At 66.3% G+C, this 15,984-nt stretch carries 16 protein-coding genes and 1 pseudogene; 4 read left to right on the top strand and 13 right to left on the bottom strand.

Annotation, left to right across the window (positions count from 1 at the left end; translation table 11 throughout):
- Position 1 precedes the first annotated feature (1 nt).
- Both QRX50_RS13420 and QRX50_RS13415 read right to left on the bottom strand, forming a co-directional pair.
- The gene (locus QRX50_RS13420) at positions 2–142 is read right to left on the bottom strand and encodes a DNA-binding protein (RefSeq protein ID WP_285974446.1); all 141 of its coding nucleotides are present in this window, start codon (positions 140–142) and stop codon (positions 2–4) included.
- A gap of 818 nt (positions 143–960) precedes the next feature.
- The gene (locus QRX50_RS13415; protein WP_285972267.1) at positions 961–2,259 is read right to left on the bottom strand and encodes a YfjI family protein; all 1,299 of its coding nucleotides are present in this window, start codon (positions 2,257–2,259) and stop codon (positions 961–963) included.
- A 32-nt stretch (positions 2,260–2,291) separates the two neighbouring features.
- Here QRX50_RS13415 and QRX50_RS13410 point away from each other — a divergent pair, with 32 nt between their 5' ends.
- Together QRX50_RS13410 and QRX50_RS13405 are read left to right on the top strand one after the other, a co-directional pair.
- Positions 2,292–2,726 (top strand): XRE family transcriptional regulator, encoded by a 435-nt coding sequence (locus QRX50_RS13410; protein ID WP_285972266.1) that lies wholly within the window; start codon positions 2,292–2,294, stop codon positions 2,724–2,726.
- A 13-nt stretch (positions 2,727–2,739) separates the two neighbouring features.
- Positions 2,740–3,215, top strand: a pseudogene (locus QRX50_RS13405) (NUDIX domain-containing protein).
- On the opposite strand, the gene QRX50_RS13400 reads toward QRX50_RS13405, so the two are convergent.
- The gene (locus QRX50_RS13400) at positions 3,198–3,779 is read right to left on the bottom strand and encodes an HDIG domain-containing metalloprotein (RefSeq protein WP_285972265.1); all 582 of its coding nucleotides are present in this window, start codon (positions 3,777–3,779) and stop codon (positions 3,198–3,200) included. The pseudogene QRX50_RS13405 and the gene QRX50_RS13400 overlap by 18 nt on opposite strands.
- 533 nt (positions 3,780–4,312) lie before the next feature.
- A complete protein-coding gene (locus tag QRX50_RS13395) occupies positions 4,313–4,903 on the bottom strand; it encodes an HD domain-containing protein (protein WP_285972264.1) in 591 nt (196 codons plus the stop codon).
- A 454-nt stretch (positions 4,904–5,357) separates the two neighbouring features.
- Here QRX50_RS13395 and QRX50_RS13390 point away from each other — a divergent pair, with 454 nt between their 5' ends.
- Both QRX50_RS13390 and QRX50_RS13385 read left to right on the top strand, forming a co-directional pair.
- Positions 5,358–6,278, top strand: a complete 921-nt coding sequence (locus tag QRX50_RS13390; protein WP_285974445.1) for an NADP-dependent oxidoreductase — start codon at positions 5,358–5,360, stop codon at positions 6,276–6,278.
- A 14-nt stretch (positions 6,279–6,292) separates the two neighbouring features.
- Positions 6,293–6,775: a cupin domain-containing protein gene (locus QRX50_RS13385; protein WP_285972263.1), complete on the top strand. Its 483-nt coding sequence runs from the start codon at positions 6,293–6,295 to the stop codon at positions 6,773–6,775.
- A gap of 52 nt (positions 6,776–6,827) precedes the next feature.
- Here the strand turns inward: QRX50_RS13385 and QRX50_RS13380 are convergent, their stop codons facing one another.
- The 9 genes from QRX50_RS13380 to QRX50_RS13340 all read right to left on the bottom strand — a co-directional run bounded on the left by QRX50_RS13380 (position 6,828) and on the right by QRX50_RS13340 (position 15,984).
- The gene (locus QRX50_RS13380; RefSeq protein WP_285972262.1) at positions 6,828–7,103 is read right to left on the bottom strand and encodes a hypothetical protein; all 276 of its coding nucleotides are present in this window, start codon (positions 7,101–7,103) and stop codon (positions 6,828–6,830) included.
- A gap of 1,026 nt (positions 7,104–8,129) precedes the next feature.
- Positions 8,130–8,660: a hypothetical protein gene (locus QRX50_RS13375; RefSeq protein ID WP_285972261.1), complete on the bottom strand. Its 531-nt coding sequence runs from the start codon at positions 8,658–8,660 to the stop codon at positions 8,130–8,132.
- Positions 8,661–10,047: 1,387 nt separating this feature from the next.
- The gene (gene qcrB / locus QRX50_RS13370) at positions 10,048–11,652 is read right to left on the bottom strand and encodes a cytochrome bc1 complex cytochrome b subunit (protein ID WP_285972260.1); all 1,605 of its coding nucleotides are present in this window, start codon (positions 11,650–11,652) and stop codon (positions 10,048–10,050) included.
- Positions 11,649–12,068 carry a hypothetical protein gene (locus QRX50_RS13365; RefSeq protein ID WP_285972259.1) on the bottom strand — a complete coding sequence of 140 codons (420 nt, stop codon included), beginning with the start codon at positions 12,066–12,068 and terminating at the stop codon, positions 11,649–11,651. The genes qcrB and QRX50_RS13365 overlap by 4 nt, the downstream gene beginning before the upstream one ends.
- A 242-nt stretch (positions 12,069–12,310) precedes the next feature.
- Complete coding sequence (catC, locus tag QRX50_RS13360) at positions 12,311–12,592, bottom strand: muconolactone Delta-isomerase (protein ID WP_285972258.1); 282 nt, start codon at positions 12,590–12,592, stop codon at positions 12,311–12,313.
- Between the two features lie 7 nt (positions 12,593–12,599).
- On the bottom strand, positions 12,600–13,445 hold the full coding sequence (catA, locus tag QRX50_RS13355) for a catechol 1,2-dioxygenase (RefSeq protein WP_285972257.1): 846 nt from the start codon (positions 13,443–13,445) through the stop codon (positions 12,600–12,602).
- Between the two features lie 27 nt (positions 13,446–13,472).
- Positions 13,473–14,573: a mandelate racemase/muconate lactonizing enzyme family protein gene (locus QRX50_RS13350; RefSeq protein WP_285972256.1), complete on the bottom strand. Its 1,101-nt coding sequence runs from the start codon at positions 14,571–14,573 to the stop codon at positions 13,473–13,475.
- A 35-nt stretch (positions 14,574–14,608) separates the two neighbouring features.
- A complete protein-coding gene (locus tag QRX50_RS13345; RefSeq protein WP_285972255.1) occupies positions 14,609–15,649 on the bottom strand; it encodes an NADH:ubiquinone reductase (Na(+)-transporting) subunit F in 1,041 nt (346 codons plus the stop codon).
- A 14-nt stretch (positions 15,650–15,663) separates the two neighbouring features.
- Positions 15,664–15,984, bottom strand: a complete 321-nt coding sequence (locus tag QRX50_RS13340; RefSeq protein WP_220244470.1) for a phenol hydroxylase subunit P4 — start codon at positions 15,982–15,984, stop codon at positions 15,664–15,666.

Below are 15,984 nucleotides of genomic sequence, written 5' to 3'. Positions count from 1 at the left end.
GTCAGGCTGCTTCCTCCACGAGTCGATTGATGTACTCGTCAACCCAGGCAGGCAGAATCCGACGGTTCCCGCCGTCCTTAATGGACCTGATCTGGCCGGTGGCAACGAGCTGCTTGGTCTTCGAGAGTCCGTAACCGAGCATGAGCGCGACTTCGGATACTGTGTGCCACTTGGGCTGAATCGTCTGACTCAAAGCGCACCTCCGGTTTCAGGGATGGTTGTGGGCAGACTGAATCGCTGTGCGGCCAGCTGATGGCGCACGTTGGGAAATGCCATGGCGGAGTCGATCTCCAGAAGTGAGGGCGTCCCGACGCCGATGCCAGGCGGCGGGCCACGAAGCGACCGCGGTCACTGGCGTGGCGCGGCGAACAGATGGCGTTGGCGACAGACCGTGGCACCTGCGGGCTTGGTTACGTTCAGTGATGTCTCGGTGGTGGCTGGTGGGCGGTGTCCCGCACAATGCGCAGAAAACGCAGAATCGTTCTTGCGGGCGTTCTTGCTGGTCACCGGGGCGGTGAGGCCCGGCGTGTTGATCACGCAGAATGCCCGCAGAAATCCCGGTTGCCCGCACAAATGGCTAGCGGGCACCCTCGGAGGTTCACTCGTGGCGCCCACTGTCACGGTAGGTAATCCGTTGCTGCGGGAGTGCTCGGGTATTTGTGCGTGCTGAGGGTCTTTGTGCGGGATTTCTGCGTGGGTCGGCCCCGGCCTGGTTGCAGGGCGGTGACCTGCGCGAAGGATGCTCCCCACGGGTTTCTGCGTAATGTGCGTATTGTGCGGGGCACCGTCGCCCGGCCTTGCCGGATGGCGGTGCACCGGGGGTTCTCGTTCAGTTCCGATGGCAGGGGTGGAGCCAGTAGTAGGGGCTGGGGCGACGGCCCCGGCGCGCCAGCTCGGGGGCGGGTTCGGCGGCGATGTGTCCGAGGTCTTCGAGCAAGTCGAGGCCGGGTTGTAGTTCCTTCATGGTGGGTACGGCTTCGCTGCGGACGGCGTTGTAGATCTGGCGGGCCTGGAATCGGTGGCCGTGTGGCCAGCTGCGGGCGGTGATCTTGTCCAGCACCTTTGGGCGACGGCGACGGAGGGCGGGGCCCCGATCTTGGCCAGGGTGGCCTGAGCGTGGGTGGTGTAGTACTTCGCGATTTCCCAGGCGTTGGCGAGGGTGTCGCGTTCGATGGTCGGGTTGTTCCACGCGTTGAGCGGGTGTTCGGCCAGGTGCAGCAGCGCGGCGATTCGGGCGGTCTGGCCGGCGAGTTTCCCGGACCAGTCGGCGATGTTGGCGAGGGAGCCGGTGAGCGGGTCGAGCTTGGGTTCGATCTCCCGCTCGATGTCGGCCATGAGGTCGTCGGCCTCTGGCGAGAACGTGAGGGTGATCGGGTCGTCGAAGCCGTGCAGCTCGCGGGCGATGGTGAGCATGTTGCGGTGGTAGGTGTCGGCGGCCTCCTGCGGGATCGGGCCGGGTCGGATGATGCGGTGCCCGGACATGGGGACGGGTTGGGAGAACAGGATCCGGGCGAAGAACCCGTTGCCCCGCAGCTTCTTCGGCAAGTCCTCGATGACGGCGGGCTGGATGGTCACCCCGAGGGTGAGCGCAGGGCGGGGCACGTACTCGGAGCGGTCCCCGCGGTCCACCCGCAACTCGGTGCCGCTGTAGCGCTTGAGGAACACCTCGGCCTGGACGTTGCCCGAGTAGCGGCCGGCCACGATCTCGAACACCGTGCCTTCGTCCGAGAGCACCGACAGGCGACCGTTCTGCTGCGCGAGCATCGTGGCCACCTTCGGAGGGGTGACGTCGTCGGCGATCAGCTGCGGCGGGTGCGGAATCCCGATCGCCTCCGCTTCCAGCGCGGCATCGACCGCGTCCGCGATCGCCTCCTCCTGCGCTCGTGTGTCCGCGCCTTCCCCGAGCATGGTCGCGGCCTTCTTCTGCGCGTTCTCCCGGGCGCTGGCGGCCATCTGCTGCTGCATCCGCGCGGTCTCGATGCTGTGCTTGGCCTCCTCTCGCAGAGCCGCCTCCAGAGCGCGGATCGGTTCGGTCATGGCCGTGAAGACCGGCGACTTGCGTGCCGACGGCTCCATGATCACCACGGTGTAGATCGTGGTCTGCTCAGACCAGGACGGGCGCACTCGCACCATTACCCGCCCGCCGGCCGCGGTGGACAACGTGGCCAGCGCGAGGCTTCCGGCCAGGTCGATCGGCGCCTGGATCGTGTGGGCGACAGCCTCGGTGAACTCGCGCAGCCAGGCCGGGAACGCGGCCACCGGAAACGCTGCTGACCGGAGTTAGCCGGAGCATGGACGTGCTGGTCTTCTCGGGCGCTTTCCTCGTAGAGCAGTACGACCTGATCCCCCTCATTCGCAAGAAGGCGGAGGAAGGCGTCGTGTTCCGGATTCTGGTGGGCGATGAGACATCTGAAACTGTCAAGCAGCGCGCGATTGACGAAGGAACGCCAGGTGGACTTGAGGGGCGGATCCAACTGATGCGCCGCTATCTTGCCGACATTGTCGGTCTCCCGGGCGTGGAAGTGCGAACGCACTCAACGATTTTGTACAACTCGATCTATCGTTTCGATGACGAATTACTTGCCAACGGCCATGCCCACGGCGCACTCGCGGGACAGAGCCCCGTCTTGCATCTTCGAAGGACCCCTGACGGACAAATGTGGGGGCACTACATGAATTCGTTCGAGCTAGTCTGGAAGAACGCAAACCCGGAAACCGACGCGTAAGGATAGTGCATCAGTGTCGCGCATTGACTATTTCGACGACCCTACAGCCCCTCAGGCAAACAGTGTTGTACCGTCGGTAACGGTGGCGATTCGAGACCAGGACAGGCGCCTTCTCCTGATTCATAAGATTGACAACAATCTCTGGGCGCTCCCAGGTGGCGGACACGACGCAGGCGAGCGGATTGCGAACACGGCCGTGAGGGAGGTGCACGAGGAGACCGGGCTAGACGTGGAGGTCGTCCGCCTTATTGGCACGTACACTGACCCGCGACACGTGATCGCCTACGACGACGGTGAAGGCGTCAGCAGTTCTCGCTTTGCTTCGAGGGGCGCTGGGTCGGCGGAATTCCCCATGAAGACGGTACGGAAACAAAAGAAGTTCGATGGGTGGAACCCAGCGAACTCGACAGCCTCAACATTCACCCATCCATGCGCTTGCGCATAGACCACGCGCTGGATGAGAGTCGAACATCACCCTACCTCGGCTAGCCTGGATTGCACGCGAAGGATCGACTCTTCAAGAATTGGCGCAGCAAACTTCCAAGTTTTATGCACGGGGTCATCTTCGGGATATCGTTGTAGAATTTCTTCAATACGCTCGTCGTACGTCAACGACTGTCCCTGCGGTCCCGTTGTCAAGTCAGCCGCAACCAAGGCGTCAAGAAGGTCGCTGTCCGCAAAAGGGAACTCTTTCAGGTCTTCAGTCAGACCGCGCTGTTCTGCTTCGAACCTGGCTCCGGAGTGGTGTGCCACCAGGTTCACGATGTCGTCTGGCCACCCCATCTGCCGCAAGAAACGGGCGCCATCCAATGGGTGGAACCCAGTGTGTTTGATCTCGTGCGAATACCCGATATCGTACAACCACCCCGAAGCCACCAAGGTCTGGCGATCTTCCGCAGCAACCGCCCGGGCAAGGTTCTCGGCTCGTTTGGCAACGGCCTGCACGTGACTCCAACGCTGACCGAGTGGAGCGACCATTCGTTCGGCAAGAAGCGCCGCGGACGACACCAAGTCGTCGGCAGTGACCTGCTGGGCCCGTTCGTCGTCAGCCATAGCTCTCGATCCTAGGGGTCTGGCCGGCCTCGCGAGCGAGCGTCACGGCAGTGATGGTCGGGGTGGGTGGCATCGAGGCTGGCCAGCGGGATGGAAGGCCGGTTATCCACAGATCTGCGAATGGCAGACCAGTCCGCTTGGTGGTGTGCCAGCGTCAGGGGACGAGTGACACGTGGTCGTTGCGACCTTTGCCTGAGTCTGAGCCGCTGGCGCGCCTGGTACCCGCATGCTCAGGCTTGTGGGAGGACCTTGAATTCGTTCCGTGGCTGTGCGCCCCGGAGTCGACCGCCGTACACGTCGTCGACGATCCCGGGGCCGAACGACCGCCGAACCTCGCACCGTGACGTCGTTGCTCGCCTCACGGCAGGACGTGACGGCGTGACTGGGCGTTTAGGTCGACCTCGCCTCGGGGACTGGTCACCGGTGTTTTCAGCCAAGTCGCGAACCTTTACGATCGAACATGTGGTCGATTGGGCGCCGGTGGTGGAGCGGGAGGACCTGCCGTTCAGGCATCCTCGCGCGACCGTGCGGGTTCAGGCCGAAGACTGGTTGTCGAGCGGGTGGCCGGTCATCCGCTCGGCGAGGTTCTTGCCGATCGAGGTGGCGCAGGCGCTGCTGGGCTTGCGCCTCGCCTGGTCCTCGAACTCGGCGAGGAGCTCCGCGCTGAATCCCAGTCGGGGATATCGGGCGAGCACCTCCGTCCTCGCGTCCGGCGGGAACTCCTCGGCCCACCGCCCGGTCACCTCGAAGCTGGTGGCGATCTGCAGCAGGTGAGCCTCGGGGTCGGCGTCGCGGGATACGTCGTCGCCCATGTGCAGCACGATGATCTCGGCGGCGCGGTCGGCCTGCTCGGCCGGCCAGCCGGCGGCCACGCCGAAGACCCAGGCCAAGTTTCCGCCGGCCTCCTCGAACGGCCGCCAGTGGTTGTCGAACGCCTCCGTCAGCCCGATGTCGTGCAGCAGCGCCGAAACGTAGAACAGCTCGTCGTCGAAGGCGATCTCGTGCGCCGCACCGTACATCGCGCCCCACAGGTAGCAGCGGATGGAGTGGTTGAGCAGCGTGGGCGAGAAGAATCGGGTGGCCACGCCCAGGGCGGCACCGGCGGTGGGAGCTTGCGGCAACATGGGTTCAGCGTTTCACAGGAGTCGTCCGGCCCGCGACCTCCTTGCTTCAGCGTGAACGACCATTTGGCGCCATCGACGTCGGTGCCGTGTGGCGACCGGCGGCCGGTGTTGCCTGGCGGAGCGGTTGCGGACCCCCGCCCACGCCGCACCGCGCGGTCGGGTCGATCAGCTCTGTGCGGGCGTCCGACCACCTCGGCTTGGTCGAGGTCGGCGGAGAGCTCGCTCTCGTGTTCCCTCGCCAGGGCCGCGTATAGTCGGTCGACACGGTGCAGAGCTCAGACGGACGGAACACACCGCGCACCACAGGGTTTTCGACCCGGACAAACTCATTCACGTCGGGCTGTCACCCCCGGCGGGGCTACCTCGTCTCCCTGACGGAGAACGCACAACGCGGCGATGAGGGAATGCTCGCGGGCAGGTGCGCTCGATCGATCCCCTCCCAGTTAGGACTGTCATGCAAGCCATCACTGTTCGAGACCGAGACGCCGGTATCGCAGGGCTGTCACTGACGGACCTGCCCGTTCCCCAAGCGGTTCAGAACGACGTTCTCGTCCGGGTGCACGCCGCGGGTTTCACCCGCGGGGAACTCGACTGGTCGGCCACGTGGGCCGATCGCGCGGGCCGCGACAGGACGCCGAGCGTGCCCGGCCACGAGCTGTCGGGTGTCGTCGTCGAACTGGGCTTCGGCACCACCGGCCTGAGTGTCGGCCAACGGGTGTTCGGCATGGCCGACTGGTTCCGCGACGGCTCGCTCGCGGAATACACCGCGGTGGAGGCCCGCAATCTCGCACCGCTGCCTGCGGACGTTGACCACACCGTGGCGGCCGCGCTGCCGATCTCCGGACTGACCGCCTGGCAGGGCCTGTTCGATCACGGCCGCCTGGCCACCGGCGAGACCGTCTTGGTCCACGGCGCTGCGGGCGGCGTGGGGTCGATCGCGGTACAGCTCGCCCGCGAAGTCGGCGCCCGCGTTATCGGTACCGGCCGGGGCTCCGACCGGGACCGGGCGGTCGCGCTCGGCGTCGAAACCTTTGTCGACCTCGAGACCGAGAAGCTGGAGGACGTCGGCGAGGTCGACGTCGTGTTCGACGTGATCGGTGGAGACATCCTCGACCGCTCGGCCGCCCTGGTGCGCGCCGGTGGCACGCTCGTCACCATCGCCATGCCGCCCACCGTCCGGCCCGCGGACGGACGAGCCGTCTTCTTCGTCGTCGAACCCGACCGCGCCCGGCTCGCCGATCTCGCCACGCGGCTGAGCGACGGACGGCTCAAGCCGGTTATCGGCGCCGTACGGCCACTCGCCGAAGCACCCGCCGCGCTCGCCCCCGGCAAGCGCACCCCCGGCAAGACGATCATCCGCGTCACTGAAAGCTGAACAGGAGACCTCTCATGATCGGAATGAGGATCGCCGGCGGCGTGCTGGCCGTCGCCACGCTGGCTGTGGCCACGGCCTGCGCCGCCTCGGACCAGCCCGCCCCCGCCACCACCCAGCCCGCTGCCACGGCTCCGACGCCCGCCACGGCGTCGCAGCCACCCACGGAAACCCTGACCCCGCTGCTGCAGCAGGCCCTTCCGAATGTGCAAGGCAAGACCTTCACCTCGGTGATCGTCACTTTCCCACCCGGCGCACGTGCGGCGTCGCACCGGCACGGCGACGCGTTCGTCTACGCCTACGTTCTCGACGGCACCGTTCGCAGCCAACTCGAAGGCCAACCCGTCACCACCTTCCACCAAGGCCAGAACTGGATCGAGCAGCCCGGCGCCCACCACGTCCTCACGGAGAACACCAGCTCCACGGAACCGGCTAAGCTCCTGGTCGCCTTCGTCGCCGACCCCGGAGCCCAGCTCAAGGTCGACGACCCCCACTCCTAGGTCCTGTCCTTAAAGCCAGATGAGCAGGGTGGCCAGGTCGATCAGGTTCTACCTACTCGTGGGTCAAGCAGCTGATAAGTCCGTGCGTAGCCGCCGGCCGCCCTCGGGTGAGGAACGTCTTGCGGGACTTGCTGAGCGCCCACTTCGCGACCGAGGCCAGGAATGACGACATGACCACGCCGACGAGGACGGCCAGGCAGATCTGTGCGGCGACGCCGTAGGGCATGGTCGGGACGGTAGGCCACCAGTCGTGCACGATCCCCACGACCCACGTGAGCGCCCAGGCCAGCACGAACGCCGTGCCGGCCATGAGCACCACCGCAGCCACCCATCCGGCCACCCGCTGCCGCGGGCTGCGCACTTGCGTCCTGACCTCTCCAGATCCGCCGGGCTGGGATGTCGCGTATGGCGGGCACGGGGCCGGCTGGAGGCGGCTGATAGGTCATCACGGCTCCTGTCGTGCCGTGCAGACGAGGTCCGTCCGGCGGCAAGTCGATCACGGCGAAAGGATGCCCGTCGGTGGCGCCGCTCGCTGCGCGAAGGTCGCAAATGTCGGTCTGGACCGCCCTATCTCCGGCGTGGCCACCCCGAGGACGCCCCGAAATGGCAGCCGAGGACGCCCCGAACGCGACGTTCCCGCTGGTCAGCCCGCCCTGCGGTCGTCCAGTGGCTGCGCTCTCCTAAAGCGGCTCGTCGGCGACACCCAGCGGATCACGGTCTACGCCCAAGCCTGATGTGCAGTCGAGCAAGACGTGCCGGACCAGGTGACCACAGCCTACGAACGGCTCGTCAACGCTGGCTATACCGACTGGCTCATCGAAACGTCCTGAGCCCGGTGACGGCGCGGACCGCGTGTTCAAAGCTTCTTTTCTTGTTCAAGGCGGCCCCTGCGGGGCCGCGCCGCTGTCGGGCCGGGCGCGCGGGGCCCCGCCTCCGGCACCCACGCACCCGGCCCGGCGGCTGCACCTGAGGCCGCGTCCAAGAAGAAGAGAATGTCCTCGCCGGACGGGCAGGTCTCCGAGATGGCCAGGACCGCGCGCACGTTGCGTCGGTGAGTGACCTGCCGCCATCCCGCCGACCTCCCGGAGGGCTATCACGCCGCGTCAAGGGGGCAGTTCGGCCGGCATGCTGCGGACCGCCGGGAGGTGCCCCCTTGACCCGACGTGATCGGGCTGCGCCAGGTCGACGAGATGGCGAAGAGGCCACCCACTTGTAGGGGTAAAGACACGCAGAAATTGCCGCATGCTGACCCGAATGTGGACCGCAGGGAAAAAGAGCAGCGGGCGACCGGTCAGAAAAACGGTTTTTAGGGGACCTTCCAAATGTGCGGATTGGAACTATTCGAGGCATCAACTCAATATGGAACTGGCGTGCTTATGCCTTGCGGAAAGTAAATTTTTCGACGCTGGATCACATTTTCGGAGTATTCAGTTAGCGTGCCGTCGGTCATTCGAATCCAGTGGCAGTTTCGTGAATCACTAAATGCGACCATCACTCCCGGTTGCGCACTCATCCCTTGCCAGCCTTCATGTACGGGCATGCGCCACTTTCCGGGAGGTAGTATCGCATACAGAAATTCGTCTCGCCCAATATCTTCGCCTCGATAAATGTAAGGCGTCAATGTGGGTAAAACTTTGAATATATCGAAAGAGACGATAACACTACTTATTGCCTCGGAATTTGCATTCGATAATACCATGTAGAGACTTACGGGAGAGCCATCCAGGAATTTGTCAGACTCTTTAGCCGATTCAATCCAAGTCGTAACTCTCGATGCTTGCTCCTGACGGTCTTTTATCGCTTTCTCGCGCCGGTCTTCTTGGAGTCGTCTATTGTCTCCAATAGCGATCCACAGTGCTACAATTACCGCGGCGATCGTGCCCACGGCACCCGCCCATTGACCTGCAGCTCCCCACCAGTCCGCGGTTCGAGGCCGTGTAACCCACGACCAGGCCCTCGCACGCAGAGGGCCGACCGTCAAGAAGACCCCGCATGCCGCCAGCAAAGCGAACAATGCTAGACGAACGAGCCTCAGCCCCCTGCTCAGTCGATCGGTCATGCGTGTCGCCCTCCAAGGCCCTCAGATGTGCCAACGCACGCCATCGTTTCACGGCACCCCTATCAGTCGTCGTTGCCGCACACGTCGTGTCCCTGTCCAACGGGCCCCGGTCGTAGCTCGGTGCACCTGCCCACGCTTTACCCTCGCCAAACGACGGCCAATGACCGCCGATTCCACTCGATGACGTTCGATTGCTTTTGCGAACATCCCTGGCAGTGACTCATATCGATCACCAACACCCAACATCGCCAAGCATGATCCACAAAAGCGGGTGTCGCAGGTTCGAATCCTGCCGGGGGCACACACGATCGGGCGGTCTGTGCCCGCGGAGAGCGCGGGCTGGGATCGTGTGTCTTAGTTCTGGGGGCCGAGCCCCCAGACCCCCGCCGGGGGCGAGCCCCCGGACCCCCAGGGTGGTTGGGTTGCAGTGGTGGGTGTGGCTGGTGGGGAGCTTGGGTTTATAGGCGACTGTCTACTGGGGACTGTGTGTCCAAGTGGCGAGTATCGTCGTTGGGGTGGTGGAGTCCACATTGGATGGTGCGTGGGCGAGCGTGGGGCGACGAGGTTGGGTTGGCGCGCCGCGAGGGTGGGGAGTTTCGGGGGATCGTCCCCGGGCGATGTGCGGGGGAAGCCGGTGAGAGCGAGCGTGTCCGTCCTGGCCGGGGCGAAGGCGGGGTCGTGCGGGTCGCGGTGAACGGGGCGGTGGTCGAGGTGGCGGCGCCGTCCGAGGAGGACAGCCGGCGGTTGCCGGGGTCAGCGGCACACGGCTGCGGTTCCCCGTTTTCCCGGCTGGAACACGCTCGACCGGTCGAACTCCGTGGAGCACCAACCCGATTCGCAGCCCTTTCACATCAAACCGACGGCGCGGGCCACACCACGTTCGGCGACCAGCCGGCGATGCTGACGCGCGAGGGCGCCACCGTCCGGGCGCGGTCGCCGCGGGACGTGCGCACGGTCGTCGAGTTCGCCGGGCCGGTAGTGCGCCACTACCCTGCTGTGGCTCGCGGTGCAGCGCTCGGATCACCTGGTCGAGGTACTCGACATCGCGACCGGGCGTGGTTTTGCACCGCGTTGAAACCATCGGCTGAACAGGCTGAATGGCTTGGCCGACGAGGAACTGCGGGCCGAGCTCACCGCCGGGTTTCCCTTGTCGGCAGGGAAACCCGGCGAACTTTCGGTGATCGATACTTCACACCGGGTTGCGCGACTGCGATCAGTGGTTGTGCTTGCCCGCACGTACGTGGGCGACCGCGGTGGTTTCCTCCGGCGGGTCCGGCGTCAGGAGCGAGCCGGGGACGCCGTGGCCGGCGGCGCCGAGTTTGTTCATCTTCTTGGGGACCGTCGCGCCCTGGTAGGTGAGGGGGGTGGGGTGGCCGTGGCCGTCCACGGGGCCGAGGGGCTGGTGGATCTCCAGGTAGCCGCCCGAGGGTGCGCGCGTGATGATGCCCGTCTCGATGCCGTGTTCGAGAACTTCGCGGTCGGCGCGTTGCAGGCCCAGGCAGATGCGGTAGGTGATGAAGTACGCCAGCGGCGGCACGATCAGCACGCCGATGCGGCCGGCCCAGGTGGTGGCGTTGAGGGAGATGTCGAACTGGTCGGCGATGATGTCGTTGAAGCCGGACAGCTCGATCACGAGGAAAAAGCCCAGCGCCATCATGCCGAGTGACGTGCGCACGGGCGCGTCGCGCGGGCGTTGCAGGATGTTGTGATGCGCCGTGTCCTTCGACAGCCGGCGTTCGATCCACGGGTAGGAAAGCAGCAGCGTGAACAGCAGCGGCATCCCGATCGCGCCGGGGAAGAACACTGCCGGGATCGTGTAGTTCCCGAGGTAGACTTCCCAGGCGGGCCAGATGCGCAGGAGGCCGTCGGCCCAGGCGAGGTACCAGTCGGGTTGCGAGCCGGCGGAGACTTGCGACGGGTTGTACGGGCCGATGTTCCAGATGGCGTTGATCTGGAACAACCCGGCCAGCAGCGCGATCACGCCGGTGACGATCGTGAAGAACGCCCCCGCTTTCAGCGCGAACGCCGGGAAGATGCGAATGCCGACGACGTTCGTTTCCTTACGCTTCACCCCGGGAAACTGTGTGTGTTTCTGGTACCAGACGATCGCGAGGTGTGCGGCGATCAACGCCAGCATGATGCCCGGGATGATCAGGATGTGGACCGTGTAGAGCCGCGGGATGATCTGGTTGCCCGGGAACTCGCTGCCGAACACGGCCCAGTGGATCCACGTGCCGATCACGGGGATCGACAGGATGATGCCGGACAGCGTCGCGCGGATGCCGGTGCCGGACAACAGGTCGTCGGGCAGCGAGTAGCCGAAGAAGCCTTCGAACATGCCGAGGATGAGCAGCGTCGCGCCGATCAGCCACGTCGCTTCGCGCGGCCGGCGAAACGCGCCCGTGAAGAACACGCGGCACATGTGCACGGTCATCGCGGCGATGAAGATCAGTGCGGCCCAGTGGTGCACCTGCCGCACGAACAGCCCACCGCGGACTTCCATCGAGATGTCGAGGGTGCTGGCGAACGCCCGCGACATCTCCAGGCCCTGCATGTTGGTGAAGCTGCCGTGGTAGGTGACCGTCTCCATGGACGGGTCGAAGAACAGGGTCAGGTAGACGCCGCTGAGCAGCAGCACGATGAACGCGTACAGGCCGATCTCGCCGAGCAGGAACGACCAGTGTGTCGGGAACACCTTGTTCATCTGGTGCCGCAGGCCCTTGGCCACGTGGTAGCGGTCGTCGACCGCCTTCGCGGCCGTGCCGGCGGCCTTGAGCGCGCCCGGGTCGGACTTGGTCGGACTGGTCAGTGAGCTCATGTGATCCTCACTCGCCTACGCAGGACGGCCACCGCGAACACGGCGCCCAACACTTCGACGACGGACAGCACCCCATTTGTGACAACCCCCGCCGGCAACCACGCTCCGCACACGAACGACCCGGCCATCGTGACGCCCAGCAACACCGCGCCCAGGCGCCCACGCGTGCGGAAGTGCCGCCAGACCCCGACCACCGACAGCGCCACGATCCCCGCGGCCACGCCGACGGACGCCACGCTCGGGTGCACCACCGCGCGGGCCACCACGCCGGCACAGTGCACGGCGACGATCACGGCGAGCACCCGATCGATCCGCACCACCAGTGGCGGGTCCTTCACCACGGCGTGGCCGTTCACCCGCCGCACCCCCTCCGGCTCCGGCGTCACCGTCACGGCTCTGGTCGGATCCCCGTCCATGCGTCAGCCTTTCTCCGCGAGAGTCCTGATCCCGGTCCACCGCCACCGCGTGCCCGATGTTTACCTCGCTCGTCCGGCCACACAGGACAGCGCTAAATCTAGACACTTTATATCCAGATTCACGACACGTGATTACGACAAGCCAGCCCACAGCTCCTCATAACCAGGACACTAATCATCCCGATTAACCGTGTCAAGACGGGCGCGCGAGCCGAACGACCGGCCCGCGCGCCCGTGAGATCTCAGCCCGCCAGCGCAGACGGATGCTGCGCCAACGGCGTCACACTGACACTCATGTACTTGAACAACGGCAGGTTCCACAGCAGGTCGTGCAGCTCGCCGTTGTCCGAGACGTCGAACACGCTCAGGTTCGAGTACTCACCCACGACCCGCCACAGGTGGAGCCACTTCCCCTCCCGTTGCAGCTTCTGGCTGTACGCCTTCTCCGTCGCCAGCAGCTCATCCCGGAGCCCGGGGTCGAGGTCCAGCGGCAGAACGACGTCCATCCGCACCGCGAACAACATGCCGGCCTCAGGCGGGGTCGAGCACGAAGTCGTACCGGACCTCTTCGCCCGCACCCGAGGAAGCCGCTGTCGGCGCGAGGATCAGGGCGTCCTTGACCGCCGTGGCGATGTCGTCGCCGACGTGCTCGCCACCGTCGAAGTACAGCTGCGTCGTGATCAGCTGGTGGCCTGGCGCGGACACCTTGATGTGCAGGTGCGCCGGACGCCACGCGTGCCAGCCGGCGGCGGCGATCAACGCGCCCGTCGCGCCGTCGGTCGGAATCTGGTACGGCGCCGGGTGGATCGTGTGGATCGAGAAGTTGCCCTCGGCGTCCGTGGTGAAGCGGCCGCGCAGGTTCCACTCCGGAATGCCGGGCGCGAACTGCGAGTACAGACCGTCGTCGTCGGCCTGCCAGAAGTCCACGACAGCGCCCGCGAGCGGTTCGCCCGACACCGAGCGCGCCTGGCCGAAGAAGCGCAGCGGCTGCCCGCCCTCGCCGTCCCGCATCGGCAGGGTGCCTTCCGCGCCGAACTCCGGCGCACCCTCCACATAGTACGGACCTTCGATGCTCCCGGCGGTCCCCTCGCGGCTGGCGTTGGCGACCTTCTCCACCTCGTGCTCGATGAACACGTCGAGGAACAGCGGCCACTCGCCGTCTTCGCCGACCCGGATCAGCCACGCCTTGAAGGCGTTGTACTCGTCGTAGGTCAGCTGGTGCTTGCGGATGACCTCGTGCAGCGCGGCCAGCGCGTCCGTCGCGATGGCGTCCAGGCGGGCGGCGTCCGACGCGGCAGAACTCTTGGCGCGCTCCTGGAAACGCTCGGTCGCCGACGCACCCGAAGCTGCGGCTGTGGGCGAAACGACTTCAGTCATGGCAAATACCTCTCTTCGTGGTGGGAATCAGTCCTGGCGGTAGCGCGCGAGCTTGTCCTCGTCGAGCTGGATGCCGAGGCCGTGGCCTTGCGGCACGCGCAGCTCGCCGTGCTCGATGCGCAGGGGTTCGGCGAGCAGGTCGTCGGTCATGTCGAGGAAGTTCGACAGCTCACCCGCCCGCCGGGAGGTGAGCTCGAACGCGGCCCCGAACGTCGCCGCGCACAGCGAACCGATCTGCCCGTCGATCTGGTTGCCGAGCACGACCTCCACTCCGAGCCCGGAACACTGGCTGAGCACCCGCTGCGAGTACGTGAAGCCCGTGCGCGCGGTCTTGATGCTCACGCCGTGGGCCGCGCCGGCCAGCAGCTCGCGCGTGACCTCGCCCGGCCGCGTGGCGCTTTCGTCGGCGTAGAGCGGAATCCGGCTCTGCGTGGCGAGCCACCGGCGGCCGAGCACGTCGTCGGCCGGGCACAGCTCCTCGGCGAACAGCAGGTCGACGTCCTCGAGCGCCCGCAGCGCGGCGGCCGACTCCGAGGCCGTCCAGCCGCGGTTGCCGTCGATGTAGAGCTCGACGTCTTCGCCGAGCCCGGCCCGCAGCGCGCGGCAGACGTCCACGTCGAGGCGGATCGGCTTGCGGCCCACCTTCACCTTGAACGTCGTGATGCCGTAGAGGTCGCGCACGCGCTCGGCCTCGTCCACCATCTCGCCCGGCTGCGCGAACCCGACCATGTGGCACACGCGCATGCGGTCGGTGTAGCCGCCGAGCAGCTCGGTCACGGACACGCCGAGGCTCTGTCCGATGAGGTCCCACAGCGCCATGTCGATCGCGCTCTTCGCGGCCGGATTCCCCACCGTGCGGTCGAGTTTGGCGTGCACGGCCTCGCGGGCCAGTGGCGACATCCCGAGCAGCTGGGGTGCGAAAACCGAGTCGATGACGGCCTTGATCGAGCCCTGGGTCTCCCCGTAGGTGAACGGCCGGGGCGGGGCTTCGGCGATCCCCACCAGGCCCTCGTCGGTGTGCACCCGCACGAGGATGTGCGCGGCCGTGTCCACCTCGCCACTCGCGAACCGCAGGGGTTTGCGGTACGGGATGGCGAACGGGATCGCCTCGATTTCGGTGACTTTCATCGCGGTCCTTTCACAGGGGCCGGATCAGCGCCTGATCAGCGGACTGCGCACCACGTGGGTGCCCGCGGCGCGGTCGGCGGAGTCGAAGAAGTCCTCGCGGTAGATGTCCCGGGGAACAAACGCGCCTTCATCAGCGCCTTCATGGTGTCCGAGACCATGTCCGGGCTGCCGCAGATATAGGCGACGTTCCCGCCCGCCCGGGGGTAGTCCTCGGCCAGCAGCGCCGGAACCCGCCCCGACCGGCCGTTCCAGTCGTCGCGCGAGAGCGCCGGCCGGTAGGTGAACCAGTCCGTGCGCGCTTCGAGCTCCTCGAAGTACTCCCGGTCGTAGAGATCGTCCTTGGTGGCCACGCCGTGGTAGAGCGTGACTTGGTACTCGCCGCCGTCCTCGTCGATGTGGCGGATCATCGCCTTCAGCGGCGCCAGCCCGGTGCCCGAGCCCAGCAGCAGGATCGGCTGCGTCCGAAGTGGACGGAACGAGAACCGGCCGTACGGACCGGACAACGTCACCTCGTCGCCGGCCTTCAGGCTGGAGAACACCCAGCCGTCGGTGGCGATCCCGTTTTCCGAGCGCTTCAGGTGCAGCTCGATCAGCGACCCGTTCGACGGCGTGCTGGCGATCGAGTACGGTCGCTGCTGCCCGCCCGGCACGTCGAGCAGCACGTACTGCCCGGGGTTGAACCGCATCGGTTCGTCGAGGGCGAGCACCAGCCGGCGGACGTCGGGCGCGATCTCCTCGAGGCTGTCCACCCGGGCGCGGAAGTCGCGCACCGGGTGGACACCGACGCCCTCGTCCATGTCGACTTCACCTTCGAGCACCACGTCACCGCGCGGCTGGGCCACGCAGATCAACGCGGCACCCTCGTCGCGCTCGCTTTCCAGCAACGCGTACGGCGACGCGTCGCCCAGGTCGACCTCACCGTCGAGGATCTGGGCCTTGCAGGTGCCGCACGTGCCGTGGGTACACGCGTGCGGCAGCCAGATGCCCTCACGCAGGCACGCGTCGAGCACGGTCTGGTCCTCCCGGCACTGGATTTCGGCGCCGATCGGTTCCACGCGGATGGTGTGCGTCGTCAAGACGAAATCTCCGTTCAGGCGGTGAACTGCAGCAGCGCCTTGTGGCCGATGCCGAGTTCGGTGAGCGGGGCTTCGGCGGAGCCGTCGAGTGGCCGGCCGTTCACCCGCCAGTCGCGCACCGCCGTCGGGTCGAAGTCCGGGTCGGACGCGGCCCAGGGGCCGACGACCGTCTCCACGAACTCGCCGAAGCCCAATGCCTTCGGCACGCGGAAGCACGCGGCCGAGCAGAACAAGGGGTTGCCTTCCCAATGCACGTACACGAGCTGGTCGTCGCCGAAGAGCTCGGCGCGGTCGGCCGACGGGAAGTCGTAGTCGTAAAGAGCTTTCACCGCCAT

It is taken from the genome of Amycolatopsis sp. 2-15, from assembly GCF_030285625.1.
In the GTDB taxonomy this organism is placed as follows: domain Bacteria; phylum Actinomycetota; class Actinomycetes; order Mycobacteriales; family Pseudonocardiaceae; genus Amycolatopsis; species Amycolatopsis carbonis.
This window is presented reverse-complemented; position numbering and strand designations above follow the sequence as displayed.